This window comes from Archangium violaceum (assembly GCF_016887565.1).
GTDB classification, from domain to species: Bacteria; Myxococcota; Myxococcia; order Myxococcales; family Myxococcaceae; genus Archangium; species Archangium violaceum_B.
Genome location: NZ_CP069396.1, coordinates 12,164,019 through 12,187,581 on the forward strand (window position 1 = coordinate 12,164,019; position 23,563 = coordinate 12,187,581).

25 protein-coding genes are annotated in these 23,563 nt (G+C 69.2%); 13 read left to right on the top strand and 12 right to left on the bottom strand.

Annotated features, from left to right (window positions below; genetic code table 11):
- The first annotated feature begins 184 nt into the window (after positions 1–184).
- Positions 185–1,897, top strand: a complete 1,713-nt coding sequence (locus JRI60_RS48545; RefSeq protein ID WP_204222883.1) for a trehalase family glycosidase — start codon at positions 185–187, stop codon at positions 1,895–1,897.
- A 206-nt stretch (positions 1,898–2,103) separates the two neighbouring features.
- Entirely contained in the window at positions 2,104–2,820 is a 717-nt protein-coding gene (locus JRI60_RS48550) for an SDR family NAD(P)-dependent oxidoreductase (protein ID WP_204222884.1), read from the top strand.
- Here the strand turns inward: JRI60_RS48550 and JRI60_RS48555 are convergent.
- From JRI60_RS48555 to JRI60_RS48575, 5 genes are all read right to left on the bottom strand, one after another.
- On the bottom strand, positions 2,817–3,563 hold the full coding sequence (locus JRI60_RS48555; RefSeq protein WP_204222885.1) for a DUF1338 domain-containing protein: 747 nt from the start codon (positions 3,561–3,563) through the stop codon (positions 2,817–2,819). The two genes, JRI60_RS48550 and JRI60_RS48555, sit on opposite strands and share 4 nt — an antisense overlap.
- Positions 3,564–3,608: 45 nt before the next feature.
- Positions 3,609–4,418, bottom strand: coding sequence for a hypothetical protein (locus tag JRI60_RS48560; RefSeq protein ID WP_204222886.1), 810 nt, complete (start codon positions 4,416–4,418; stop codon positions 3,609–3,611).
- A complete protein-coding gene (locus JRI60_RS48565; RefSeq protein WP_204222887.1) occupies positions 4,415–5,701 on the bottom strand; it encodes an AAA family ATPase in 1,287 nt (428 codons plus the stop codon). Before JRI60_RS48565 ends, JRI60_RS48560 begins: the two co-directional genes overlap by 4 nt.
- 64 nt (positions 5,702–5,765) lie before the next feature.
- Positions 5,766–6,509 (bottom strand): alpha/beta fold hydrolase, encoded by a 744-nt coding sequence (locus tag JRI60_RS48570; RefSeq protein ID WP_204222888.1) that lies wholly within the window; start codon positions 6,507–6,509, stop codon positions 5,766–5,768.
- Between the two features lie 512 nt (positions 6,510–7,021).
- Positions 7,022–7,216 carry a GlsB/YeaQ/YmgE family stress response membrane protein gene (locus JRI60_RS48575; protein WP_204229428.1) on the bottom strand — a complete coding sequence of 65 codons (195 nt, stop codon included), beginning with the start codon at positions 7,214–7,216 and terminating at the stop codon, positions 7,022–7,024.
- 273 nt (positions 7,217–7,489) lie between these two features.
- Here JRI60_RS48575 and JRI60_RS54890 point away from each other — a divergent pair, with 273 nt between their 5' ends.
- Entirely contained in the window at positions 7,490–7,846 is a 357-nt protein-coding gene (locus tag JRI60_RS54890) for a phage tail protein (RefSeq protein ID WP_204222889.1), read from the top strand.
- A 27-nt stretch (positions 7,847–7,873) separates the two neighbouring features.
- Positions 7,874–8,365 (top strand): c-type cytochrome, encoded by a 492-nt coding sequence (locus tag JRI60_RS48585; protein ID WP_204222890.1) that lies wholly within the window; start codon positions 7,874–7,876, stop codon positions 8,363–8,365.
- An 18-nt stretch (positions 8,366–8,383) separates the two neighbouring features.
- Here the strand turns inward: JRI60_RS48585 and bioA are convergent, their stop codons facing one another.
- On the bottom strand, positions 8,384–9,715 hold the full coding sequence (gene bioA / locus JRI60_RS48590) for an adenosylmethionine--8-amino-7-oxononanoate transaminase (RefSeq protein WP_204222891.1): 1,332 nt from the start codon (positions 9,713–9,715) through the stop codon (positions 8,384–8,386).
- 218 nt (positions 9,716–9,933) lie between these two features.
- Here bioA and JRI60_RS48595 point away from each other — a divergent pair, with 218 nt between their 5' ends.
- The 3 genes from JRI60_RS48595 (at position 9,934) to JRI60_RS48605 (ending at position 13,117) form a co-directional block, all read left to right on the top strand.
- Positions 9,934–10,734 (top strand): acyl-CoA desaturase, encoded by an 801-nt coding sequence (locus JRI60_RS48595; RefSeq protein ID WP_204222892.1) that lies wholly within the window; start codon positions 9,934–9,936, stop codon positions 10,732–10,734.
- 32 nt (positions 10,735–10,766) lie between these two features.
- Positions 10,767–11,804: a PrsW family intramembrane metalloprotease gene (locus JRI60_RS48600; RefSeq protein ID WP_204222893.1), complete on the top strand. Its 1,038-nt coding sequence runs from the start codon at positions 10,767–10,769 to the stop codon at positions 11,802–11,804.
- A gap of 122 nt (positions 11,805–11,926) precedes the next feature.
- Positions 11,927–13,117 carry a GNAT family N-acetyltransferase gene (locus JRI60_RS48605; RefSeq protein WP_204222894.1) on the top strand — a complete coding sequence of 397 codons (1,191 nt, stop codon included), beginning with the start codon at positions 11,927–11,929 and terminating at the stop codon, positions 13,115–13,117.
- On the opposite strand, the gene JRI60_RS48610 is transcribed toward JRI60_RS48605, so the two are convergent.
- On the bottom strand, positions 13,114–13,653 hold the full coding sequence (locus JRI60_RS48610) for a hypothetical protein (protein ID WP_204222895.1): 540 nt from the start codon (positions 13,651–13,653) through the stop codon (positions 13,114–13,116). The genes JRI60_RS48605 and JRI60_RS48610 overlap by 4 nt on opposite strands.
- A gap of 39 nt (positions 13,654–13,692) precedes the next feature.
- Positions 13,693–14,664 carry a hypothetical protein gene (locus JRI60_RS48615; protein ID WP_204222896.1) on the bottom strand — a complete coding sequence of 324 codons (972 nt, stop codon included), beginning with the start codon at positions 14,662–14,664 and terminating at the stop codon, positions 13,693–13,695.
- A 267-nt stretch (positions 14,665–14,931) separates the two neighbouring features.
- Between JRI60_RS48615 and JRI60_RS48620 the strand changes: the two genes are divergently transcribed.
- The gene (locus JRI60_RS48620; RefSeq protein ID WP_204222897.1) at positions 14,932–15,618 is read left to right on the top strand and encodes a suppressor of fused domain protein; all 687 of its coding nucleotides are present in this window, start codon (positions 14,932–14,934) and stop codon (positions 15,616–15,618) included.
- A 66-nt stretch (positions 15,619–15,684) separates the two neighbouring features.
- Here JRI60_RS48620 and JRI60_RS48625 read toward each other — a convergent pair whose 3' ends face one another.
- The 4 genes from JRI60_RS48625 to JRI60_RS48640 form a co-directional block, all read right to left on the bottom strand.
- Positions 15,685–16,608: a WD40/YVTN/BNR-like repeat-containing protein gene (locus JRI60_RS48625; RefSeq protein ID WP_204222898.1), complete on the bottom strand. Its 924-nt coding sequence runs from the start codon at positions 16,606–16,608 to the stop codon at positions 15,685–15,687.
- Between the two features lie 49 nt (positions 16,609–16,657).
- Positions 16,658–17,419: a hypothetical protein gene (locus tag JRI60_RS48630; protein WP_204222899.1), complete on the bottom strand. Its 762-nt coding sequence runs from the start codon at positions 17,417–17,419 to the stop codon at positions 16,658–16,660.
- Between the two features lie 152 nt (positions 17,420–17,571).
- Positions 17,572–18,513 (bottom strand): metallophosphoesterase, encoded by a 942-nt coding sequence (locus tag JRI60_RS48635; protein WP_204222900.1) that lies wholly within the window; start codon positions 18,511–18,513, stop codon positions 17,572–17,574.
- Positions 18,510–18,941: a DUF3995 domain-containing protein gene (locus JRI60_RS48640; RefSeq protein WP_204222901.1), complete on the bottom strand. Its 432-nt coding sequence runs from the start codon at positions 18,939–18,941 to the stop codon at positions 18,510–18,512. The genes JRI60_RS48635 and JRI60_RS48640 overlap by 4 nt, the downstream gene beginning before the upstream one ends.
- 149 nt (positions 18,942–19,090) lie before the next feature.
- On the opposite strand from JRI60_RS48640, the gene JRI60_RS48645 reads away from it, so the two are divergent.
- From JRI60_RS48645 to JRI60_RS48665, 5 genes are all read left to right on the top strand, one after another.
- Complete coding sequence (locus JRI60_RS48645) at positions 19,091–19,558, top strand: ferritin-like domain-containing protein (RefSeq protein WP_204222902.1); 468 nt, start codon at positions 19,091–19,093, stop codon at positions 19,556–19,558.
- A 148-nt stretch (positions 19,559–19,706) separates the two neighbouring features.
- Complete coding sequence (amrS, locus tag JRI60_RS48650) at positions 19,707–20,780, top strand: AmmeMemoRadiSam system radical SAM enzyme (RefSeq protein WP_204222903.1); 1,074 nt, start codon at positions 19,707–19,709, stop codon at positions 20,778–20,780.
- 95 nt (positions 20,781–20,875) lie between these two features.
- The gene (locus JRI60_RS48655; RefSeq protein WP_204222904.1) at positions 20,876–21,511 is read left to right on the top strand and encodes a response regulator transcription factor; all 636 of its coding nucleotides are present in this window, start codon (positions 20,876–20,878) and stop codon (positions 21,509–21,511) included.
- Between the two features lie 221 nt (positions 21,512–21,732).
- On the top strand, positions 21,733–22,629 hold the full coding sequence (locus JRI60_RS48660; RefSeq protein WP_204222905.1) for a S1C family serine protease: 897 nt from the start codon (positions 21,733–21,735) through the stop codon (positions 22,627–22,629).
- A 15-nt stretch (positions 22,630–22,644) separates the two neighbouring features.
- The gene (locus JRI60_RS48665) at positions 22,645–23,559 is read left to right on the top strand and encodes a S1C family serine protease (RefSeq protein ID WP_204222906.1); all 915 of its coding nucleotides are present in this window, start codon (positions 22,645–22,647) and stop codon (positions 23,557–23,559) included.
- Positions 23,560–23,563: the final 4 nt, after the last annotated feature.

Sequence of the window (23,563 nt, forward strand, 5' to 3'; positions counted from 1 at the left end):
ACGGTACCCGGCCAGCGTGTCGGAACAGGAGCCTTGGGAGCGGCTGGAGACATCCAGACCTGGATGGTCGTCAGTCCTTTCGCACGCGATGCACCCGCGGCCGGGAATGAACAGCTTCCCGCGAAACCAGGGATGGGAGGGGGACATGGCAGGTGCTCGACGATCGGAAATGCCCGGATGGGTCTTGGGTCTCGTCCTCGCGGTGTCGGTGGCCACGAGTGCCGAGGCCAGGGAGGTGCAGCGGGACTACGGGGATGTGCTCGCGTACATCTCCCAGGGTTGGGACGTGCTGACGCGTTCGCAGAGCTCGTGTGAAGTGGTGAAGGATCCCAAGCTCGAGCCCGGTGAGCACTCCGTGCTCTACCTGCCGATGAACCTGCCCGAGCCCGCGTCGGTCCAGGCCCTGCGCCAGAAGTGCCCCGAGGTACAGGTGCAACGTCTGCCCCAGGTCATCACCGGACCGGGGCAGGTGGACGTGAGGAAGCTGCGGGCCCAGGGGTTGCTCTACCTGGAGCATCCGTATGTGGTGCCTGGCGGCCGGTTCAACGAGATGTATGGCTGGGACAGCTACTTCATTCTTCGTGGGCTGCTGCGCGCGGGCCGGTGGGAGCTGGCCCGGGGCATGGTGCGCAACTTCCTCTTCGAGGTCCAACACTACGGGGCGGTGCTCAATGCCAACCGCACGTATTACCTCACCCGCTCGCAACCGCCCTTCCTGTCCTCGATGGTGATGGCCGTGTACCACGAGGGGAAGCTGGGCGAGGCGGAGCGGCGCGCGTGGTTGGAGGAAGCCCTGCCCTACATGGTCCGCGACTACGAGATGTGGACGAAGGGCGAACACCTGGCGGGCGACACGGGGCTGTCGCGCTACTTCGATTACGGAGAGGGTCCCGTGCCGGAGATCGCCGATGACAACCGCCACTACCGGGACGTGGTGGGGTACTTCCTGCGGCACCCGGAAGACAGCAAGGGCTACATGACCGAGGTGCCCGTGAAGAGCCAGGCGACCAGCGAGGTGAACCCCATGTTCACCGTGCAGGTGTGTGAGCAGACACCGGGAACGACCGCCTGCACGCCCCAGGAGGCCCACACGCTCTCCGAGGAGTTCTACAAGGGAGACCGGGCCATGCGAGAGTCCGGGTACGACGTCTCGTTCCGCTTCGGGGCCTACGGCGCGGGGACGCACCACTACGCGGCGGTGGACCTGAACAGCCTGCTCTACAAGACGGAGACGGACCTCGAGCACATCAGCACGCTGCTGGGCCGCGACGCCGACGCGCGCACCTGGAAGGAGCGAGCGGCCCAACGCAGGGAACGGATGAACCGGTACATGTGGGACGCGAAGCGCGGGATGTACTTCGACTACGACGTCAAGACGGGCCAGCGCTCGACGTACGAATACGCGACGACCTTCTATCCACTCTGGGCGGGGCTGGCCTCGCCCGAGCAGGCCCGGGCGCTGGCGAAGAATCTCTCCCACTTCGAGCAGCCCTGCGGTCTGGCGATGGGCCAGCAGAAGACGGGGGCCCAGTGGGACTTCCCCTTTGGATGGGCGCCCGCGCACCTGCTCTCCATCGAGGGCCTGCGCCGCTACGGCCGCCACGAGGACGCCGACCGGCTCTCGTACAAGTACCTCGACCTGGTGGCCGGAGACTTCCGCCGCATCAAGAAGCTGTCCCCGGAGAAGAAGGGGGCCATCCTGGAGAAGTACGACGTGGTGGCCTGCACCTCGGATGTGAATGTGACGAAGGGATACTTCGTGAACGTCATTGGCTTCGGGTGGACCAACGGCGTCTTCCTGGAGCTGCTGCACGGGCTCCAGCAAGAGCCCGAGCGCCGACGCGAGGCAAGGCCCGGGAAACCGCTGCCGAGGCCCTCCCCGAGGAAGGGCCCCTGAGCCGCCCGGCCCTCTCCGGCCCGGCGTGCCGGAGAGGGCGGACCCGACGCTGGCGCGGCCTCGAGCCGCGGCAGTTGCAACTTCCCGCTCGCGTCGAAGATGACACAGAAGTTTGACTCTCGAGGGTCGGGAGAGCATCCGCATCACGACAAAGGCGCTCACGTCCCGTGGCGAGGAGAGCACGTCACCCATTACGCCATGAGCCCATGGACACACCCAAGACAGCCGCGGTGGTGGGAGCAGGCCCGGGACTGGGGGCGGCGCTGGCGCGTCGCTTCGCCCGGGAGGGATATGCGGTGGGCCTGTTCGCCCGGAGCGAGTCGAGCCTGCTCCCGGTGCGACAGGAGCTCGAGAAGACAGGAGGACGCGCGGGCGTCTACGTGGCGGACGCGGCGGACGAGGCCTCGCTGCGGTCCGCCTTCGCCAGGATGCGCGCGGAGCTCGGCGCGCCGGAGGTCTGCATCTACAACGCGGGGACGTACGCGATGGCGGGGCTCCTGGAGCTGACGCCGGAGCAGTTCGAGTCCTCGTGGAAGATAGGCTGCATGGGCGGCTTCCTCACGGCACGTGAGGTGGTGCCGGCGATGCTGGAGCGCGGGAGGGGCACGCTGCTGTTCACGGGGGCCACGGCCTCGCTGCGAGGCGCGGCGCGGTTCTCGGCGTTCGCGGTGGGGAAGTTCGGACTGAGGGCACTGGCCCAATCGCTGGCGCGCGAGCTCGGGCCCAAGGGCATCCACGTGGCCCACGTCGTCATCGACGGGATGATCGACACGCAGCGTGTACGGAACATGATGCCGGGCCGCGAGGCGTCGACGATGCTGTCACCGGACGCCATCGCGGAGACGTACTGGCAGCTGCACCGCCAGGACCCCTCCGCGTGGACGCAGGAGCTGGACGTGCGCCCCGCGGCGGAGAAGTTCTAGCGCTTCGTCATGTCGAAGAGCGCGCGGGCCTGGGGGCCGAGGAAGCCATCGAAGCCGGGAGCGCGCTGGGCGATCTCGAAGTACGCATAGGGCCAGCCGCGCGTGCTCCCATCCTTGAGCCGGATGGAGACGGAGGCGGCGCGGGTGGCCGTCTGGCGGAGGGCGCTGCCCGGCTCGCCCTCGATGTCGCTCTTCATGGGCACACCGGCCTCGCGCATGCGCCGCTGCCACACGTCCACGTCGTCCACGGAGCCGGTGAAGTGGTTCACCTTGCGGCCGAAGGCGAGCAGCCACGCGCCGTACTGGGACTCCTTCTCCAGGGCGAGCAGCGCCGACTCGTCGGGCGGGGGCGGAGCGGAGAACCAGTCGGCGAGCGCCTCGATGGAGTCGGGCGGCGGCGGGTCGACGAGGAGCGAGGAGAGGATGCGCTGGGCCTCGGGCGAGAGCTTGTCGGCATGGAGCTCGGAGATGAAGACGCGGGGCAGCCCCTCCGGGTGGGACATATGGATGGCGGAGAGGTGCGTATCGGGGAAGGTGTACTGACCCGCGGGCTTCCAGCCGAAGCGCTCGAAGACCCGGGAGAAGAGCGCGATGCCACCACCGGGCCGGGCGAGGGAGCGGAGCGCGACGTGGTCGTTGCGGAAGCTGCCCCCGGAGAGCTGGACGAAGGTGCGCGCGTAGGGCACCTCCGCGGCGTAGCGTTCCCACAGCAAGTCCAGGAGACGGGTGGCGTCGGAGCTCATGCGCGCAGTCATAGCCGGAAGCCGGGCCGGTGTGCAGCGCGGAACCTACCAGCCCAGCGCCTCGGGGGCCTCGCGGAAGAGGTTCCGCAGCTCGGGGTGTTGCCGGTGCTGCCGCTGCATCTCCCTCCACACGGTGGGGTGCGCGGCCCTCTGGATGGAATGGATGCGACGCGCCAACGCTGTCTGGGGAGCACCCTGCTCTCGCAGAGAGACGTACTCGGAGAGACGGGCTCGATAGCCACTGAAGGCCTCCGCACGCGCGACGGGGAGGAACTCACGGGCATTGAGCCGCAGGATGTTCAGGGTGTACTCGGCCCGCGCGTGGTCCTTCGAGCCCTTCGCCGCGATGGGCATGAAGAGGAAGGTCTCCTTCAGGTCGAGCATCAAGAAGGTCAGCGGATCCTCATGGCGCGGATCGATGAGGGCGGGAGTGCCCTGACGAGGTGGTTTGATGGGCGCATCCGCCCGCCGCCCGACCTCCACCGGCTTTCGCGCGCCACGGGGGAAGAGCGCGAACCGGTTGTTCTTGGGTCCGTTACAAGGACCGCAGGCGTAGAGGTAGTTGCTCCAGGCGAAAACCAGCTCGGGGTAGAGATCCTTGGGCCAGATGTGCTCGACCTCGTCAGCCGCCGAGTCCTCGCAGTAGCCACAACGCCGGGAGCCCGTGCACATCACCGTCAACGCGCGATGGACCTCCGCGAAGGTCTTGTTCTTCGCCTTGTTCCGCAGGGAGAAGTGCCGCTTCGCGGCTTCGACGCGCTCGGGATAGCTCGCGAGTGCATCCACCCCGTCCTGCCAGCGTTCGAGCTGATGTAACGCCGTGGCGGAGAGAGGAACGTCAGGCAGCCGGATCACTCCGGGCTCCCGATATCCGCGTCATGAACGGTCATCGCGGCGGTGGGCTGACTCGCGCGCAGGGCCGCCAGTTCCTTGCGCTCGGCGGCGCTCAGACCCTTGCGCAGCTCCTTCAGGTTCAACTCGGCCAGCCGCTGCAACCGCCGCTTCGCACTCTCCGAGCGCGCGATGCCCTCACCGAACAGTCCCGTGCCATAGGCGTCGAGCACATTGCCGAAGATGAGCCGGTCGAGCTCCACGCCCGTCACCTGCCTCGCCTCTTCGTCCGTGCCGGGCCTGGGGAGCCGCCACACCGTGCCCACCTCCGCTGCCTGACAGACGAGGGGGCTGTGGGTCGTGACGATGAACTGCATCTTGGGGAAGTGCTCACGGAACCAGAGCCCCACCTTGCGCTGCCAGGTTGGATGCAGGTGCGCGTCCACCTCGTCGATGAGCACCACGCCCGGCACATCCACCTTCGTGGGATCCTCCGGGTGGAAAACGCGCTTCGGCCCGTAGGTGGCCGTGAGCTGGCGGATGAGCTCGAAGGTCATGCTCAGGATGGAGCGGTAACCATCGCTCAGTTCCTCCACGGGAACGCGGTAACCATTACCGTCCACGAAGAGCACCTCACGGGAGGAGATCTTCTCCAGGCGTGCTTGATGCGGCAGGAACCCCGGCTGATTGATGAACCTCTTCAGCGGCTCGAGCAGCGCCCCGTCCGGATCCCCTTCGAGATTCTTGAATTGCAACTGCTGAAGCCACCGCAGGCCTTCGGTCAGCGCCACTCCCTCATCGAAGACGGAGAGGTGCCGGGCAAGCCGTGGATTGGAATCGAAGAGCTTCTCGTAATCCTCGTCCCCTCCCGTAAACCGCCGGAACGGCCCATAAGAGGCGGAGAACCAACCCCACGCATTGCCTCCCCATACAGGGGACTCCTCGGGCAACCATCCTAGATCTACCTCTTCGTCCTCGTTCTCCAACAGACTCACGGAGATCCACAGCTCCTGGGTCTTGCTCCGCGCCTTCCTGTCGCCCGATTTGTCGAGCTTCGGGTTCGAAGCCAGGAACAGGTCGATCAATCCCTGCGTCGCGTGACGTTGCCACCGTCTCCAGTCCTGCCGGAGCGCCGCCGCGCCGTCGGGTCCTACAAGCCCCAGCGCAAGGGAACGCAGCACCGAGGATTTTCCCGAGCCGTTGTCCCCCAGGATGACGTGCCATCCCGGCGCGCGCTGGAGGGGGACCTGCCACTCCATCCGCTGAATGGACCGGATGTTCTCGATGACGAATCGCGTCAGGTACATGGCTCGGACACCACCGTAACCGCATCCGCCCGCCGCACCAACGAGACTCCGTCTCGGCCCGCCTTCACTTCCCGCGCCGCTGCGCGAAGAGCCAGGTGCTCACGGCCTCGTCGAGGTACACCGTGTCGAAGATGTCGTGCCCCAGGCCGGACAGCTCGGTGTAGCGCACGGTGGAGCTGCCCGCGCTCTTCAACAGCTCCACCAGCGTGCGGCTCTCGGAGACGGAGGACACGGTGTCCGCCTCTCCGTGCCACATCCACAAAGGCAGCCCCTTGAGCCGCGCCACCACCGAGCGATCCGTGTACCGCCCGGACACGGCCACCACCGCCGCGAAGCGCTCCGGATACCTCGCCGCCAGTTGCACCGCGCCCCGAGCCCCCATCGACTGGCCGGTGAGGTACACCCGCTTCCGGTCACCGCTGTACTCAACGAGGGTGTTCTCCAGCGCCTGGAGGGCGAAGTCGGCCACCTCTCCGCTCCAGTCACGATCCGGTGGGCACTGGGGCAGCACCAGCACGGCCGGGTAGCGCTCCGGGTGCACCCGCGCCGCCTCCGCCAGGCTCTGCGTCCTCGGCCTCAACCCGTCCGTCCCGCGCGAGCCCGTCCCGTGCAACGCGAGGATGACCGGCCACGACTGCCCCGGGCGATACCCCGGTGGCAGATACACCGAATAAGGGAGCGTCTCGCCGCGCACGGTGAGCATCTTCGCCACGAACGTGCCGGGCGTCCCACCCGCGGCCTGCGGTACAGCCGCCTCCGGCACCCCCGCCAACAGCCACGCCACCAGAGCCATCGTCACCGTGCCCATGGGCCACCTCGCATCCCGCTCAGGTCCTGTCGTGGGACAGGGAAAGCCCCTAGGCTAGCCATGCCTCACTGGAGGCGGGACGTGCTCGGCGAGTGGTGGGTCTCCAAGGGTTGCGTTTCCATCACCCGGCGAGAAACTCCGCCCACTCAGGTGGGAAACCAAGGCTGCGCACGTCCCCGGGGTTGGACCTTGGAGGGGTTTCACTTCCCGAGGACGCGCGCAGTCTTCAGCCAGCCCGTGCCGTGGCTTGCCTTGGAGGGGTTCCCCAGCGAGCACGGGCTGTATGGGTGGAACACGCGGTGTCCACCCGAAATTCGCGCGCGGCGAATACGGAAAAATCGGACGGAACGCCAGACCCTGGCTCTCAAAGCCATCAGTCCCACTTGGGGGTGGCCATGAGTTCGCCTGATTCCAGCTGGGCGGCGCGTTCAGCCTACACCCTGGAAGGGTGTGTGCCTATCAAATTGTGGTGGGGCCTCCACCAGGGATTGAGAGGACGCGCGTCCGCGCCGCTACCGCCGGTCCGACATCATCCGACCCAGCATCAGCAGCACGATGGCGCCGATGACGGAGCCGATGAAGGTGGTGGGCCTCAGCACGCGCCAGTTGCCGCCCCAGACGATCGAGGCGAGGAAGCCCCCCATGAACGACCCGGCGATGCCCAACAGCGTGGTCGAGATGAAGCCCATCGCCTGCCGGCCAGGCATGACGGCGCGGGCGATCAGCCCCGCCAGGAAACCGCAGACAATCGTCGTACACAGGCTGATCACTTCATCCTCCACTCATGCTGGGTGTGGCGCCAGTCTGCATGAACTACGCGCCCTGGCGAACTCCATTGCGCTGAATGGCCAGGAGTGCCGAGAACGAGCCCGGAACCCCGGCGCTGTGAAGCCGTTCACACCTTTGGCGTGAAATCGTTCGTACTCCGCACCAGGGGGGACATGGTCGTCTCGGGGACCGAAAGTCCCGAGAACGTCGCCATGTCAGAGCCCTTCATTGGCGAGGTCCGCATGTTCGCCGGCAGCTTCGCGCCCCGCGGTTGGGCGCTGTGTGATGGCCGGCTCTTGTCGATCTCGCAGCACTCCGCCCTCTTCTCCGTCCTGGGAACCGCCTACGGAGGTGATGGAATGACCACCTTCGCGCTGCCGGACCTCCGAGGCCGCGTGCCGCTCCACCCCGGCTCGGGACCCGGCCTGACGCTGCAGGGCTCCGCCCTCACCGACTGGGACCAGCGGGCCCGCGACACCGCGAAGGACCGCCGGACGAACGAGCTGCAGCCTTATACGCCGGTGAACTTCATCATCGCGCTCGAAGGGTCCTTCCCCGCTCGCGGCTAGCGTCTCCGTGCTAGAGAGCCGGCTCGCATGGGCACCCGATCCAACCGCACGCTCTCCTCCGTCCTCCTGGCGCGCACCGCGTCCCTGTCGATGGCCCTGGCCCTCGTCGCCTGCTCGGACAAACCGGCGGACAAGACGCCTCCACCCCCGAGCGCGGCCTCCGTCTTCAAGGACGAGCCCTCTCGGCCCGAGTCGCCCTCCGTCCCCGCGCCTCCGTCCACGGGCACCGCCGCCGCGCCCCAGGGCAACCCGCCCCCGGCCAACACCGCCCGGACTCCCGAGCAGCTCTTCGCCAACCTGGGTTGCAAGGCCTGCCATGGTCCGGGCAGCGCCTTCTCCTCCGCCCTCCCCAATGCGCGCACCAAGGAACCCGAGGTGATCGCCATGTGGATCCTCGACCCCCAGAAGGTCCGCCCGGGGACGGTGATGCCCAGCTTCACCGGCCGCATCAGCACCGAGGAGGCGCTCTCGCTGGCCAGGTGGATCAAGGCCGGCAACCCGGTGCCCGCCGCGCAGTAGTACGGCCCGCGGCCGGGCCTACCCGGCCGCCACCTCGCGCAGGCTCGCCTCCACTCCGGCGAGCAGCTCGTCCAGCGCGGCGTCCGGGATGTTGAGCGCGGGCGCCACGTAGACCGTGTCCCCCAGCGGGCGCAGGTACAGCCCGCGCCGCCGCGCCGCCTCGTACACGCGCCAGCCTCCTCGCGCCAGGTAGCCGCCCCCTCCCAGGTCCACCGCCCCCACCATGCCGAGGGCCCGGGGGTTCTTCACCCCGGGAATCGTCCCCGCCATGCGCTCGAAGGCCGCCTTCACCTTCGGCGCCTTGCGCGTCACCTGCCCCAGCACGTCCTCGTCCCGGTACACCGCCAGCACCTCGCGCGCCACCGCCGCCCCCAGCGGGTTCCCGCAGTACGAGTGCCCGTAGTACAGCGCCCGCTCGCTCCCTCCGCCGAAGCCCGCGAACACCCGCTCGGAGGCCAGCGTCACCGCGAAGGGCATCAGCCCTCCGGAGAGGGCCTTCGCCAGGCACAACAGGTCTGGCACCACCCCGGCCAGGTCACACGCGAAGCGCGCCCCCGTGCGCCCCAGGCCCGTGAAGACCTCGTCGGCGATGAGGAAGGTGTCCACCGCCCGCGTGGCCTCGCGCACCGCGCGCACGAACTCGGGCGAATACACGAGCATGCCCGCCGCGCCTTGAATCACCGGCTCGAGGATGACGGCGGCGATCTCCTCCGGGTGCTCGCGCAGCGTCGCCTCCACCTGGGCGAAGGCGCGCTCCCAGCCCGCCGGCTCCGCCGGGGACGGCACGTGCACCACGTCGAAGAGCAGCGGCCCGAAGACGTCGCGGAACACCTGCACCCCGCCCACGCTGGTGGCGCCGATCGTCTCGCCGTGGAAGGCCCCCGAGAGCGTGATGAAGCGCGTGCGCCGGGGACGGCCATTCTGCGCCCAGTACTGCGCCGCCATCTTGATGGCCACCTCCACCGCCGTGCTCCCGTTGTCCGAGAAGAAGACCCGCGAGAGCCGCTGTTGCGCCGCGAGGTCCGCGCGCCCTGCGCCCGGGGCCAGCGCGACCAGCTCTCGCGCCAGCAGCGCCGCCGGCTCGTGCGTCACACCCGCGAGCGAGGTGTGCGGGAAGGTGCCGGCCTGCTCGGTGAGGGCCTTCACCAATCGCGGGTGCCGGTGCCCCAGCGTGGACACCCACCACGAGCCGTTGGCGTCCAGGTAGCGCGTGCCGTCCGCGTCGTGGAGATAGGGCCCCTCCGCTCGCACCACCACCAACGGGTCCGTCTTCGCGATGTACTCGTCCATCGCGGTGTACGGGTGCCACACGTGCCGCTTGTCCCACGCGACGATGTCCTGGCGATCCATTCCGGTTGCTCCTCCCGATGCGCGGCCCTCCCTACCACGTCGCACCGAGACTCCGCTCGGGCTCATCTCGCGCCGCGTCACGACACCTGGAATCCGCATGACGCGGTGGGTCGGACGCCCGGTGTGCAGCCGTCGGCTTCCTTCGTGCGGGGCCGTGACAATCTCATGATGGAGCCGCGTGTAGACCCCAGCTGTCCATTCCCCTCCCCCGAGGACACATGGTCTACGCCTTCTTCATCTCGCACTGGCTGCTCTGCGTCTTCTTCCAGAGCTTCTTCCAGCACCGCTACGCCGCGCACCGCATGTACACCATGGGCCCGCGCACCGAGCGCGTCATGCACCTGCTCACCTACCTCGTGCAGGGCTCCTCGTACCTGTCGCCCCGCGCGTACGCCATCCTCCACCGCCAACACCACGCGTACTCGGACACCGAGAAGGATCCGCACTCTCCGCACTACTACCGTGACGTGCTGCGGATGATGCTCTTCACCAAGACGCGCTACGAGGCCTACGTCCACGAGCGCGAGCAGCCCGAGCCCCGCTTCCTCGGTGGCTACCCCGAGTGGAACCTCGTCGACCGTACCCTCGCCCGGTCCTGGCCGATGACCTTCGTGTGGATCGGCCTCTACACCGCCTTCTACGTGGCCTTCGCCACCGCGTGGTGGCAGTTCCTGCTGCTGCCCATCCACTTCCTCATGGGCCCCGTCCACGGCGCCATCGTCAACTGGTGCGGACACAAGTACGGCTACCGCAACTTCCCCAGCAGCGACCGCTCGCGCAACACGCTCCCGCTCGAGTTCCTCACCATGGGCGAGCTGTTCCAGAACAACCACCACCGCTTCTGCATGAGCCCCAACTTCGCCGCCCGCCGCTGGGAGGTGGACCCCACGTGGCAGGTGATGCGCGTGCTCGCCTGGCTCGGCGTCATCCAGATCGCCACCCCGCAGCGCGCCGTGTACCCGGACCCCCGGCCCCAGCACGCCGGAGAGCCCACCCACGTCGAGGGCCAGACGGCCTGACCCGGGCAGCGGGGTGCTAGGGTAGGAGCCCCATGAGGCTCATGCTCCTCGGGGGCTCGACGATCACCCCGGCCCTCGTCCTGCTCTGGTACATCTACTCGCGCGACCAGTTCCCCGAGCCGCGTGCACTGCGGCTCAAGACGTTCCTGCTCGGCCTGTTCTGCTGCTTCCCCGCGCTCGTCGTGCGAGCGACCGTCGAGCAGTCGTTCCCGGAGCTGACGACCCCGGGAGCGTTGAGCACGGCCTGGTGGAGGGCCCTCTTCTCGCTGGCCATTCCCCAGGAGCTCCTCAAGTTCCTCCTGCTGTACCTCTATGCGCGGCGCAACCCCGCCTTCAACGAGCCCCTGGACGGTGTCATCTACGGCGCCACCATCTCGCTCGGCTTCGCCACGCTGGAGAACATGACCTACGTGGGCGAGTTCAACATGGACATCGCGGTGGTGCGCGCCCTGCTCGCCGTACCGGTGCAGGCCGCCACTGGAGTGGTGATGGGCGCCTACGTGGGCCGCGAGCACTTCACCGAGGATCCGTTCCAGAGCCTCTCCTTCCTGGCCAGGGGACTGGGCGGTGCCATCCTCCTGAACGCCCTCTTCAATGCCTCGTTGCTCACGCACCAGGTCTCGTTCGCCTCGCTGGCGATCGCCGTGAACGCCCTCGGCCTGTGTTGGGCCTGGAGGCTCTTCAAGGCACTCCGGGAGGAGCAGGACCGGCTCTTCCATGTGCTGAAGCTCCGGGAGGAGAGGCAGGCCGCGGATGACAGGGACGGCCCGCCCTCCGCACCGGAGCCGGAGATCGCCTGGGCCGCGGTCCCACGCGAGCCACCTCGCGAGCTCTCCTGGTGGGCCCTGACCAAGCTCGTCCTGGGAGGAGTGGGGCTCAGCATCTGCGGGCTGTTGTGGCTCGGTACGCTCCAGCTCTTCTGCGAGGAATTCCAGCGAAACGGCCTCGGCGGCGCGCTCCTATCGGCGCTCTTTGGCGTGCTCTTCGTCGACCTGGTTCCCACCTGGCTGTTCTGGTCGCTGTTCCGCTCGGGGCTGCGCGGCCCCTTCGTGCCCTCGACCGTGTCGTGAACAGGAAGCCCCGGGGAAATTCCCCAGGGCTTCCAGGTGCTTACGGCCCCCGCCCCTGCCCGCCCGGCAAGGGAGGAGGGACGGACGGCGAGCGTGCGGAACCCGCGTTAAGAAGCTTCTCCGTGGCCGCCGACTCTCCCCTCCGCCTCCGCATGCTCGAGTCCATCACCGACGTCCCCGCTTCCGCCTGGGACGCCCTCGTGGGACCCGATGCGCCTCCCTTCATCCGCCATGCGTGGCTCTCCGCCATGGAGGAGAGCGGCAGCGCCCAGCCGGAGACGGGCTGGGAGCCCCAGCACCTGACGCTCTGGCGCGGGAAGAACCTCGTCGCCGCCTCGCCCGCCTATCGCAAGAACCACAGCATGGGCGAGTACATCTATGACTTCTCCTGGGCCAGCGCCGCCGAGCGGCTCGGCATCGAGTACTACCCCAAGCTCGTCGTCGGCGCCCCGCTCTCCCCCGCCACCAGCCCGCGCTTCCTCATCGCCCCTGGTGAGGATGTTTCCGCCCTCCGCCTCGCGCTGATCCAGGCCGCCCTCGAGAGCGCCCGCGAGGGGGGTTGTTCCTCCGTCCACTTCCTCTATCCCCAAGAGGACGAGGCGGAGTTGCTCGAGCAGCAGGGACTCGCCCGCCGCATCACCCTCCAGTTCCACTGGAAGAACCCGGGCTATCGCGGCTACGACGACTACCTGGCCCGCTTCGACTCCAAGCGCCGCTCCCAGCTCAAGCGCGAGCGCGGTGCCGCCGCCACCCAGGGCATCGTCATCCGCACCGTGCGCGGCCAGGAGCTGGGCCCCGAGCACGCCCAGCGCGCCTTCCGCTTCTACGAGGCCACCTGCGAGAGCCGCGGGCCCTGGGGCCAGGTGCAGCTCACCGAGGACTTCTTCGTCCGGGCCTTCCGCTCGCTGCCGGAGACCGTGGAGCTGGTGCAGGCCGAGCACAAGGGCAAGGTCATCGCGGGCGCCTTCAACCTCGCCACCCCCGAGCGCCTCTATGGCCGCTACTGGGGCTGCTTCGAGGAGCATCCCTTCCTGCACTTCCACGTGTGCCTGTACCACTCGGTGGACGAGTGCATCCAGGCGGGCCGCAAGGTGTTCGAGCCCGGTGCGGGCGGTGAGCACAAAATCGCTCGCGGCTTCGAGCCCACCGCGGTGCACAGCGCCCACCTGCTCTTCGACAAGACGCTCGACAGAGCCGTGCGCGACTTCCTCCGCCGCGAGCACGCCCACCTTCAGCCCGCCATCGAGCAGGCCGAGGACCTCGCCGGCCTCAAGCCCTGGCCCCTCCCCGGTCAGGGCCGCGCCACCGGTTAGTAGCGCACGTCCAGGCTCGGCAGCAGCAGCCGTGCCTCGCCCTGCGCGCGCAGCGACTGTCCCAGGTCCAGGTGCACCACCGCGTGGCCTCGCTCCGCCAGGTACGCCACCGGCGACTCGAAGCGCAGCGGCGCCACCCGCGTGTCGATGACTCCTCCGCTCGCGGCGTCCTCGTAGCCGCCGAAGTCGTCGAACTCCACCTCCACCTTCACCCGGTCCACCCCCTCCGGCACCACGAAGCGGCCAATGAGGTACGCCTGCTCGGGGTTCGTGAGGTCCATCGACTGGCGGGACTTGAGCCGCGTCGGCAGCGAATACCCCTCCATCGTGGTGACCGAGATTCGCCGCACCTGCACCAGCGCCGAGGCATAGCCCGGGTTGTTCACCCCCTTGAGGCGCAGCTCGAAACGCTGGCCCTGGAGCTCCTCGGGGAAGTCCGGACGCGGTCCCGGAGCCTCCTGCGTCCGGCCCGCCTCACCGCAGCTCGCGAGCACGAGCGCCACCGCTCCCATCGCCGACAGCATCAGCTTCTTCATGGTGTGTGTTCTCCTGGAAGGCGTGTGAAGGAAACGGCCCTACGGACGGCCCGGCTCCGTCGGGTCCGCGGCGATGCTCGCGGCGTGCGCCGGCGTCGCCCGTCCCGCGTCGAACCCCTGGGGCAACGGCTCGCGCGTCCCCGCCTCGTTCTGGCTCCTCAGCTCCTTCATGAGGCGCTCGGCGCCCTCTCCACCCGAGCGCAGGGCCCTCAAGGCCTCGTCCAGCACCCGGCCCCGCTTCGCGCTGGCCCCGAAGAGCCGCTCGTTGCAGGAGGCCACCAGCGCCTCGCGCGCGAGCTCGAAGCGCCCCGCGTCCGCCTCGCTCCGGACGCCTCCGTTGCGGTCCAGGCCAGGGCTCGCCCACAACAGGCCCAGCGCCTGCTCCAGCGACTCCACCCGCGCCACGCCCAGCTCGAGGTACCCAAACCCGAGGCACTGCTGGAGCGCCTGCTCGTGCACCTTGAAGAAGCCCGCGTTGCGCGAGGTACTCCGAGCCCCGGACGCCGACTCCGTGCAGTACGGGTCCTCCGGCGGGCACGCCATCTCGCAGTCCACGAAGGGCTCGCAGCAGGTGACGCGCGCGGCGCACTGCGTCTCTCCCAGCGCCCACTTCACCCGAAGCGCGCTGTCGAAGTTCCCATCCGCCCTGCCATCGCTGGCCGCCAGCGCCTGACACGCCTCGGGCGAGGCCAGCTTCAGCTCGAAGGTGGCCTCTCCCGACCTGCCCACCCCGAGCGCCAGCGGCGTGGCGAACGGCGCTCCGAAGCCGTACGGCGCCAGCAGCGGATCCTCCACCAGGTCCGCCACCGACTCCGCCTTGGGGTGGACATTCCTCAGCGTGTAATGGAAGCGCAGCGTGGCCGGAAACTTCGTCACCCGCGGCGCCTCGTCCTTCGGCCCACCCTCGCCCTGGACCTGGACGCGCTTTTCACAGGTGAACTCGTGGGCACTCGCCGCGCCCGCCGCCCCCAGCACCGTGGCCATGGCCGCCGCCTTCCATCCCCTCAGCATGTCGCTCCTCCCTGTGTGGACCCGAGCGCCCTGACTGCTCGCGCCGCCGTGCCCCTTCACGACCCATACCGGGCGAGAAACCACCCACTTCGTCCACCGGCGGTCGCTTCGTGGGTACACCGAGCAACAGGGATGCTTGCCTGCCTGCCCTGGGCTGGGAAACGGCGTACCCCTCGGTGGGAAGGAGGTTGCCCACCATGGGACCTGACACAACCCGGTGAATGGAAAGTGAATCGCGGTGAAACAACTCGTAGAGTCCCCCCCGCTATGAAAGCGCCTGAGACGGAAGCGGACTTTCTGCAGTGGTACGAGGACTGTTGGGCGGATCGGGACGAGGTGGAGTACCCCAAGCTCTTCGGGGCGATCAGCGAGGAGGTCTACACGCTGGAACAGAGCGGGGCCCTGGAGGCATGGCTGGAGAGTGACCTGGCCGAGGTCAAGGAGCTGGATCCGAACTGGGGCGGCATGGGCGTGCGCGTGGCGCCGCCGAGCCCCGAGTACCCCTACTGGACGTACGTAACGAGCGGTCTGTCCAACCCCTTCACGGTGGTCCCCGGCCAGGAGATCGAACCCGGCACGCCAAGCGGCATCGGCTACGAGATGGTCATCCACACGTCCGAGGAGGCGCAGTGGCCGGTGCTCCGGCTGCTGGACATGATGGCCTACAACCTGGTGTGCATGCGGGCCTTCGCGATGGGGCACCGCTATCCCGTGGAGGGCACGCTGACGGGCGGTGAGACGAAGCTCAACGGCTTCGTCTTCGTGATGGACCCGTCGCGCCCCTCGCACTTCCAGCTCGAGTCGGGGCAGGTGCAGTTGCTCACGCTCGTGGGCGTGACGAAGAACGAGATGGCCTTCTCTCGCTCCAACGGCATGGACCGGCTGATGGCGAAGCTGGTGGCCGCGGGCTCCGGCTACATCACCTACCCGGACCGCGAGCAGGTGCAGCTGTAGTCCGCAACCTCCTTCCCCTCCTATTGGGAGGGCCCACCCCTCTCCCGCTCTGGGAGAGGGGTCGCTTCACCCCAGGCGGCCGTAGACGGCGCCGCGGACATCCACGCCCAGGCCCCACTCGCGGCCGGCGATGTCCACCTGAGGCCCGATGGGCAGCGAGTGGTTCGACCACGTCCGCCCCCCGTCCTCGCTCTGGTGCAGGGCCAGGTCGGTGCCCTTGGACGGGTCCGCGCCCCGGGTGAGCAGGCGCAGCACGCCATCCGTGGCCACGAGGCGCAGCGGCTCACGGCCCTTCGGCAGCGGCTCCAGCCAGTGCACCTCCGAGCCCTGACGCTCGCCCACCCGGGCCTGCCCGTCCACCACCGCGGCCACGAAGGCCCCAGCCACGTCCACCACGCGCGCCGCGCCCACGTCCACCTGGCTCCAGGTGGCGCCACCATCCGTCGTGACAGAGAGACCGCGACCCAGCAGGGCCACCCCGCCCTCCACCCGCCGCAGCCGCTCGGTGTGCGGGTTGCGCTCGCCCTCGAGCTCCAGCTCCGTCCACGTGGCACCACCGTCCGCCGTGCGCCCGAGGAACCAGGCGCCCAGCACCCAGACCTCCTGCGCGCTGACGGCCAGCACCTGACCGAGGCTCGGCGCCCCCACGGGCCCGCGCGTCTGCCACTCGCGGCCACCGTCCGTGGACACCAGCAGGTGGTAGTCCGACCCCGAGCCCGAGGGCTTCAGCGTCGAGCCGATGGCCACGGCCAGCGCCCCGTCGCAGTCCAGGGCCTGCACCCAACCCGGACCCTCCCAGGTCCTCGACACGGACCCGGCGGCGACGCGATGGATTTGAGCGCGGCGGCCCCTCATCCGCTCCAGGAGGCTGCCTCCGGACGGCTCCACCACCGCGCCGATGAGCCCGAAGCCCTCATGGCTCGCCGCCACCGCTCCGATCTTCAAACCCTCGGACAGCTCTCCCAGCCTCTCCCAGTCTTTCTCCGGCACGCGTCAACCTCGGATGTCGAATGCGGGGGCGAAGATGCCAGCCCGCCCGCTACCAGGGAAGTGAGAGGTGGGGCAGCTTGATGATCGGCGGCCACGACGGCTTGATGTCCTTCCACAGCTCCTTGAGCGACTCCTTGGCCACGCTCCCCAGGTCCTCGGGCTTCATCTTGCCGAGCGCCACGGCCACCTGACGCAGCCCATCCTTGGTGAACAGGTCCTTGAGGTCCGGCGTGGTGCCAATCTTCAACAGGTCCTGCGCCGGCAGCTTGTAGAGGCCCGACTGCACGTAGGCGTCCGGGTGCGAGTCGTAGGCGAACTTCTTGAAGGCCTCGGGGTCGCGCTCGAGCTGGGCGAAGCCCACCGGGTCCTCCATCCGCTTGGTCTCGATGGACTCCTGCAGGGCCTTGAGCGTCCGGTCGCGCCACGCGAGGCCCTCGGGGGTCAGGTCCTTGGACCCGAGGCTGCCGAAGCGGTCGCAGTACTTCTGCCCGTACTCCAGGTAGTACGCGGGCGGCGTCATCCCCGGGTTGCGGCGCACGAAGTCGTCGTAGCGCTGGCGGTAGTAGTCCTTGGTGCCGGTGGGAATCTCCGCCGGGAGGTTCCGGGCGGCGTTGCTCCGGGCCGTGCCCCCAGCGGCGGCCGTCTGGGCCGCGCGGGGCGTCTCGAAGGTATCGGCGGAACGGGCGGCCGGGGCCGTCGGAGAGGGGGTGGCCGGCGTGCGGACCGCGTTCTTCTGCGCGGCGGCGGGCTTGGACTCCGTCTGCGGCGCCTGGGTCCGGGTGGGGGGAGTGCCGGGGCGGCTGATCCTCATGATGGCGTTCCTCGGGATGCGCCCGGCGCTGGGAACTTCGGGTCAGGCCAGGGGGGACAAACGCGATTATCGCGAGGACCCGCCGGAAGTTTCCACCCGAGCGCGGAAAATACCATGGGTGCGCTCCGTGGAGACTGGGGGTATGGGAGCGCTCACGGCCCGCCCGTGCCCACCAGGTCGATGACGGCGATCTCCGGCCGGCACAGGAAGCGGATGCGGGGGGCATGGGGCTCGACCCCGACGCCCCGGCTGACGAAGAGGGTCGTCTGGCCCACCTCATAACGGCCCATCTCGTACTTCTTGTCGAAGCGGGACATGGTGAGGACCGCACCATAGAAGGGCAGGCGCACCTGGCCACCGTGCGTGTGGCCCGCGAGGTAGAGGTCCGGCCCGAGCGGGGCCAGGTCCTCCACGAGGTCCGGCGTGTGATAGGCCACGAGCCGGAAGCCCTCGGTGTTGTCCCGCAGACACGAGGCGACGGCTCCGGGTGCCCCGTAGGGAGCGCCACAGAGCACCAGCCGCCCCTCGGCGGTCCGGAGGGCCTCGCTTCGCAGTTCCTCCGCGACTCCACCACCGAAGAGGTCCAGCCCGCGCCACAGCGAGACGTCGTGGTTGCCCTGGACGGCGAAGCGGCCGTAGCGCGTCTGGATGCGCGAGAGCACCTCGCGCAGGACGGGAAGCCCGGCCTCCGAGTTGAGGGAGTCCCCGGTGAAGACGAGCAGGTCCGGCTGAAGCGCGTTGACCTCGTCCGGAAGACGCGAGAGCGCCCTCGTCCATCCGTCGACGTGGAGATCCGAGAGATGGACGATGCGCAGCGTGTTCCCCGCGGGCAGCCTGGGTGTCCTCACCTCCACGCGGGTGACCTGGAGCCAGTCGGCCTCGATGGTGAGCGCGTACACGAAGCAACCCACGCCAATGAGCAGGAGGCCGATGAAGAGGACAGCGGCCCTGCGAGTTCCTCGCGAGACGGGCCGCTTGCGCAGCTTCGCCAGGAGGAGCTTCACCCCCAGGAAGAGCCCTCCGCTGCACACGATGGCGATGAGAAACGCTAGGAGCACGAACCGCTGCTCCTGCGCCTTGAAGGCCTCATTCATGCAGAGCCCTTCGCGATGAAGGCGCACGCCGTGGACAGCGCGGCGCACAGTGGCGAGTAGAGCCACGTGTCCCAGGTCGCGAAGCGGGTGCCCCGGACGCGCTTGAAGAATCCCACCCGCCGGAACTCGCCCACGGCTCGCATTCCGAACACTCCCGCGAGCACCCAGGTCCCCAGCGTCACCACGCCCCAGAGCATCGTGTCCCGGACATGGTCGGCCAGCGCCCCGCGCAGCAGCACCACGACCGCCGCGGCCAGCAGCAGCCCCGCGACTCCCAGGGTCATCGCCGGCGAGGGCGTGAAGGCCCGTGCTCCCCCCTCCTCCGGCAGCACGGCCGACATCGCCCAACGCCCCCCGAGCGCCCAGTAGATATGGAGCAGGGACAGCAGGAGCAGCACCGCGCAGACGAGCAGGGTCACCAGGAGCATGGCAGTGAGGCCCAGCCTACCCGCTCGCCGGGCGGGCGACCTGCCAGAACGTAGGGAAGTGTCCGCCCGGGCAGCTTGAGCCCCCTTCCCTCCCTCCCCAGCTTTCGGCGGCGCGGAATCCTCCGCGCGGCTTCAGGAGGAGGGCAGGCATGGCGGCGATGGACCTGAACAAGATGATCGATCGGCTCAATGAGCTCATCGCGCTCGACTTCGACGCGGTGGGTGCCTACGAAGCGGCCATCAACCGCATCGACGTGGAGTCCCTGCGCATGAGCCTGCGCACGTTCCAGCAGGACCACGAGCGCCACATCCGCGACCTGTCCCGGGTCGTGCTGACGCTGGGCGGCACTCCCACGAAGAGGCCGGACCTCAAGGGCTTCATCCTCAAGGGCTTCACCGCCGTCACCTCCATGATGGGCAACGAGGCCGCGCTCCAGGCCATGCGCGGCAACGAGGAGCTCACCAACCGCACCTACCGCGCCGCCCTCGAGGTGGAGTGGGGCGACGAGGCCCGCGCCATCATCGAGCGCAACTACTCGGACGAGCAGCGCCACCTGGCCTTCATCGAGGCCGCCCTGCGCAACCGCATCTGGGAGCAGAGCACGGTTCAGCCGTAGGCCACGCGAGGTGCCCGGCCAGGGTTCGCGGCCCGGCCGTCCGGCGACCCGGCACGGAGCGGGCGTCCTCGAGCGGGACGGCTGCCCGCTCCCCCGTGTGTTCCCTCTCCATCGGGTGCGGGAGACACCCGCCCCAGGGGAGGGAGACATGCGAGAGAGCGAACACCCCGCGCGCTGGTGGCATGCGCTGGAGGATGGACGCATCCAGTGCGACCTGTGCCCTCGCGACTGCAAGCTGCACGAGGGCCAGCGGGGCATGTGCTTCGTGCGCCAGCGCACGGGCGACCAGATGGTGCTGACCACCCACGGGCGCTCGTCGGGGTTCTGCGTGGACCCCATCGAGAAGAAGCCCCTGGCGCATTTCCACCCGGGCAGCAGCGTGCTGTCCTTCGGAACGGCCGGGTGCAACCTGGCGTGCCGCTTCTGCCAGAACTGGGACATCTCCAAATCCCGTGAGATGGACCGGCTCACCGATGAAGCGAGCCCCGAGGCCATCGCCCGCGCCGCGGAGGCGTACGGCTGCCGCAGCGTGGCCTTCACGTACAACGACCCCGTCATCTTCGCCGAGTACGCCATGGACGTGGCGGACGCCTGCCATGCGCGCGGCATCCAGACCGTCGCGGTGACCGCCGGCTACATGCACGCCGAGCCGCGCCGCGAGCTCTACGCCAGGATGGACGCGGCGAACGTGGACCTGAAGGCCTTCACCGAGGACTTCTACTTCCAGCTCACCGCCGCGCACCTGAAGCCCGTGCTGGAGACGCTCGAGTACCTCCACCACGAGACGAACGTGTGGCTGGAGATAACGACGTTGCTGATTCCGGGGAAGAATGACTCGGACGCGGAGGTGCGCGCCATGAGCGAGTGGCTGATGCAACACCTCGGGCCGGACGTGCCGCTGCACTTCACCGCCTTCCATCCGGACTACAAGCTGCGGGACATCCCGCCCACCCCGCCGGCCACGCTGCGCCGGGCGAGGGAGCTCGCTCGCGAGGCGGGGCTGCGGTACGTGTACACGGGCAACGTGCACGACCCCTCGGGCGAGACGACGTCCTGCCCCGGCTGCGGCTCGGCGCTCATCGTGCGCGACTGGCACGAGCTGCTCACGTACAGGCTCACGGCGGACGGCAAGTGCCCGGACTGCGGCGCGAAAATCCCCGGACACTTCGACGCGAAGCCCGGAGATTTCGGACGCCGCCGCGTTCCCGTGGCCGTGATGTGACCCGACTTCCCCTCTCCCTCCGGGAGAGGGACGGGGTGAGGGTATCTCGAACCCCGGGTTGAACCCGTGGCGCCCCACCGTTACGCATTGACGCCGTGCTGGACTCCGACGCCACTCCCATCCGTGTCGTCCTGATCGCCGAGGACCCTCTCGCCCGAGGTGCGCTCTCCCGGGCCCTCGTCGAGCAGGGCGGCGACATCGTCGTGCTCCTGTCTGGCACACTGGCCGAGGTGGAGTCCTCGCGCCAGGACTCCCCTCCCGATGTCGTCCTGTGGGACGTGGGCCTCCACCCGGCTGACGGTGGACGGCTCGATGCCCCCGAGCTCGGTGCTCCCGTGCTCGCGCTCGTCCCCGATGAGCCCTCCGGAGAGGGCGCGCTCTCCGCGGGTGCTCGGGGCCTGCTGTTCCGCGACGTGGCCCCCGCTCCGCTGCTCGCCGCGCTCCGGGCCGTGGCCCGAGGGCTCTCCGTGTTCGACCCCGCTCTCTCCTCCGTGCGCACGGCCCCACGGGCATCGAATCCTTCCTCGGGGCAGGAAACGCTGACACCTCGTGAACGCGAGGTGCTCGCCCTGCTCGCCGAAGGCCTGTCCAACAAGGCCATCGCGGACAGGCTCGCCATCAGCGAGCACACCGCCAAGTTCCATGTGAATGCCGTCCTCGCCAAGCTCGGTGTTCAGCGGCGCACCGAGGCCGTCGTGCGGGCCGCTCGCATGGGACTCGTGACCCTCTGATGACGGAGGGGAACCTGGGGGACTCGATACCCTCACCCCGTCCCTCTCCCAGAGGGAGAGGGGAGAGTGTGGGCCCTGTTCTTCCTGGGGATGACCCTCACCCCGACCCTCTCCCAAAGGGAGAGGGAGCCTGTCCATTCGGGTAGGTCGGGTACCATCCGTCTCGCCGATGTGCGGCCTGGGCGCTCCTCTTAGCTTTTACAGCGAAAGGAACGCCTCAAATGTCCCTCGACCTCAACGCCCTCTCCCAGTCCCTCGCCTCCATCGTCGAGCGCGTCGCTCCCAGCATCGTCCGCATCGAAGCCCGCCGCCGCCACGGCGCCACCGGCATCGTCTGGAGCTCCGAAGGTCACATCGTCACCACCCACCACTCCATCGAACACGAGGGCTCCATCTCCATCGGCCTCTCCGATGGTCGCACCGTCTCCGCCGAGCTCGTCGGGAGAGATCCCTCCACCGACCTCGCCCTCCTCAAGGCCGATGTCCCCGGCCTCGTCCCCCTGCCCCCCACTCCGCTCCAGGACCTCAAGGTGGGCCACCTCGTACTCGCCCTCGGCCGCCCGGGCCGTACCGCGCGCGCCACGCTCGGCATCGTCAGCGCGTTCGGCGAGGGCTGGCGCACCTTCGCCGGTGGCCGCATCGACCGCTACCTGGAGACCGATGCCGACCTTCCCCCCGGCTTCTCCGGTGGCGCGCTCGTGGACGCGCAGGGCCGCTTCCTCGGTCTGCTCACCGCGGCCCTGTCCCGCACCGCCGCCGTCGCCATCCCCGGCGAAACCATCACCCGTGTCACCCAGGCCCTCCGGCAGCACGGTGGCATCCGCCGGGGCTACCTCGGCGTGGGCGCCCACCCCGTCCGTCTGCCGCAGGCGCTCGGGGCCCGTGTCGGGAGCGAGGCCGGCCTCATCCTCCTCACCGTCGAGCCCGACGGCCCCGCCGACAAGGCCGGGCTGCTCATCGGCGACGTACTGGTGAGCCTCGGGGGACAGCCACTGCACAGCATCGAGGAGCTGCTCGGCTACCTCGGTGACGAGAAGGTGGGCACGCAGGTGCAGGCACGGGTGCTGCGCGCGGGCGAAGTGCGCGAGGTCCCCATCACCATCGGCAAGCGTTCTTGAAGGGAGAGTGAAGCCATGAAGTTCCTCCAACAGTTCTCCGATGAGCTCGAGTCCCTCGTGTCGAAGGCGGCGCCCGCGGTGGTGGCCGTGGAGCACGCGCGAGGCCATGGCACCGGCCTCTTCCTCACGCCCGACGGCTACATCCTCACCAACCGCCACGTGGTGCGCAGCCCGCGCCGGCTCACCGTCGAGCTGCACGATGGCACCGAGGTGCGCGCCGAGCTCGTGGGCGCGGACGCTCCCACCGACCTCGCCGTGGTGCGCGCCGAGACGGGCTCGAAGTTCCCCACCCTCCCGCTCGCGGATCCGCATGACGTGCGCGTGGGCCAGCTGGTGATGGCCATCGGCAATCCCTTCCGCCTGGAGCGGTCCGTGTCCATGGGCGTGGTGAGCGCCGTCAACCGCACCCTGCCCCTGCCGGATGGGGTGGTTCTCGAGGGCCTGCTGCAGACGGACGCGGCCATCAACCCGGGCAACTCGGGCGGGCCCCTGCTCAACATGCGCGGGCAGGTGGTGGGCATCAACACGGTGGTGCTGCCGTACGCGCAGGGCATCGGCTTCGCGGTGAGCGCCACCACGGCGGCCTGGGTGGCCAGCCTGCTCATCCAGCGCGGCAAGGTGGACAGGCGCTTCCTCGGCATCGCCGCCACCGCCATCAACCTGCCTCCCGAGCAGGCCCGGGACACGGGCCAGCCGCGCGCCGTGCGCGTCCTCAAGGTCGGCGAGGGCTCGCCCGCGGCCGACGCCGGTCTCGAAGCGGATGACCTGCTGCTGGGCATCGACGAGCGGCCCGTCACCAATGTGGACGACGTGCAGCGGCTGCTGGCGCTCGCCACCGCGCCCGAGGTCAGTCTGAACGTGCTGCGCAAGGGCCGCCGCCGCACCCTGCGGGCCCGCGCCGCCCAGCGCGAGCACAGCAAGGCGGCGTGAGCCT

Coding starts and splice junctions, on each gene's coding strand:
- amrS (WP_204222903.1), top strand. CDS start 19,707: ATGCGAGAGAGCGAACACCCCGCGCGCTGGTGGCATGCGCTGGAGGAT.
- JRI60_RS48595 (WP_204222892.1), top strand. CDS start 9,934: ATGGTCTACGCCTTCTTCATCTCGCACTGGCTGCTCTGCGTCTTCTTC.
- JRI60_RS48660 (WP_204222905.1), top strand. CDS start 21,733: ATGTCCCTCGACCTCAACGCCCTCTCCCAGTCCCTCGCCTCCATCGTC.
- JRI60_RS48620 (WP_204222897.1), top strand. CDS start 14,932: ATGAAAGCGCCTGAGACGGAAGCGGACTTTCTGCAGTGGTACGAGGAC.
- JRI60_RS48600 (WP_204222893.1), top strand. CDS start 10,767: ATGAGGCTCATGCTCCTCGGGGGCTCGACGATCACCCCGGCCCTCGTC.
- JRI60_RS48645 (WP_204222902.1), top strand. CDS start 19,091: ATGGCGGCGATGGACCTGAACAAGATGATCGATCGGCTCAATGAGCTC.
- JRI60_RS48640 (WP_204222901.1), bottom strand. CDS start 18,941: ATGCTCCTGGTGACCCTGCTCGTCTGCGCGGTGCTGCTCCTGCTGTCC.
- JRI60_RS48550 (WP_204222884.1), top strand. CDS start 2,104: ATGGACACACCCAAGACAGCCGCGGTGGTGGGAGCAGGCCCGGGACTG.
- JRI60_RS48610 (WP_204222895.1), bottom strand. CDS start 13,653: ATGAAGAAGCTGATGCTGTCGGCGATGGGAGCGGTGGCGCTCGTGCTC.
- JRI60_RS48565 (WP_204222887.1), bottom strand. CDS start 5,701: ATGTACCTGACGCGATTCGTCATCGAGAACATCCGGTCCATTCAGCGG.
- bioA (WP_204222891.1), bottom strand. CDS start 9,715: ATGGATCGCCAGGACATCGTCGCGTGGGACAAGCGGCACGTGTGGCAC.
- JRI60_RS48665 (WP_204222906.1), top strand. CDS start 22,645: ATGAAGTTCCTCCAACAGTTCTCCGATGAGCTCGAGTCCCTCGTGTCG.
- JRI60_RS48585 (WP_204222890.1), top strand. CDS start 7,874: ATGGGCACCCGATCCAACCGCACGCTCTCCTCCGTCCTCCTGGCGCGC.
- JRI60_RS48575 (WP_204229428.1), bottom strand. CDS start 7,216: ATGCCTGGCCGGCAGGCGATGGGCTTCATCTCGACCACGCTGTTGGGC.
- JRI60_RS48615 (WP_204222896.1), bottom strand. CDS start 14,664: ATGCTGAGGGGATGGAAGGCGGCGGCCATGGCCACGGTGCTGGGGGCG.
- JRI60_RS48630 (WP_204222899.1), bottom strand. CDS start 17,419: ATGAGGATCAGCCGCCCCGGCACTCCCCCCACCCGGACCCAGGCGCCG.
- JRI60_RS54890 (WP_204222889.1), top strand. CDS start 7,490: ATGTCAGAGCCCTTCATTGGCGAGGTCCGCATGTTCGCCGGCAGCTTC.
- JRI60_RS48555 (WP_204222885.1), bottom strand. CDS start 3,563: ATGAGCTCCGACGCCACCCGTCTCCTGGACTTGCTGTGGGAACGCTAC.
- JRI60_RS48635 (WP_204222900.1), bottom strand. CDS start 18,513: ATGAATGAGGCCTTCAAGGCGCAGGAGCAGCGGTTCGTGCTCCTAGCG.
- JRI60_RS48570 (WP_204222888.1), bottom strand. CDS start 6,509: ATGGGCACGGTGACGATGGCTCTGGTGGCGTGGCTGTTGGCGGGGGTG.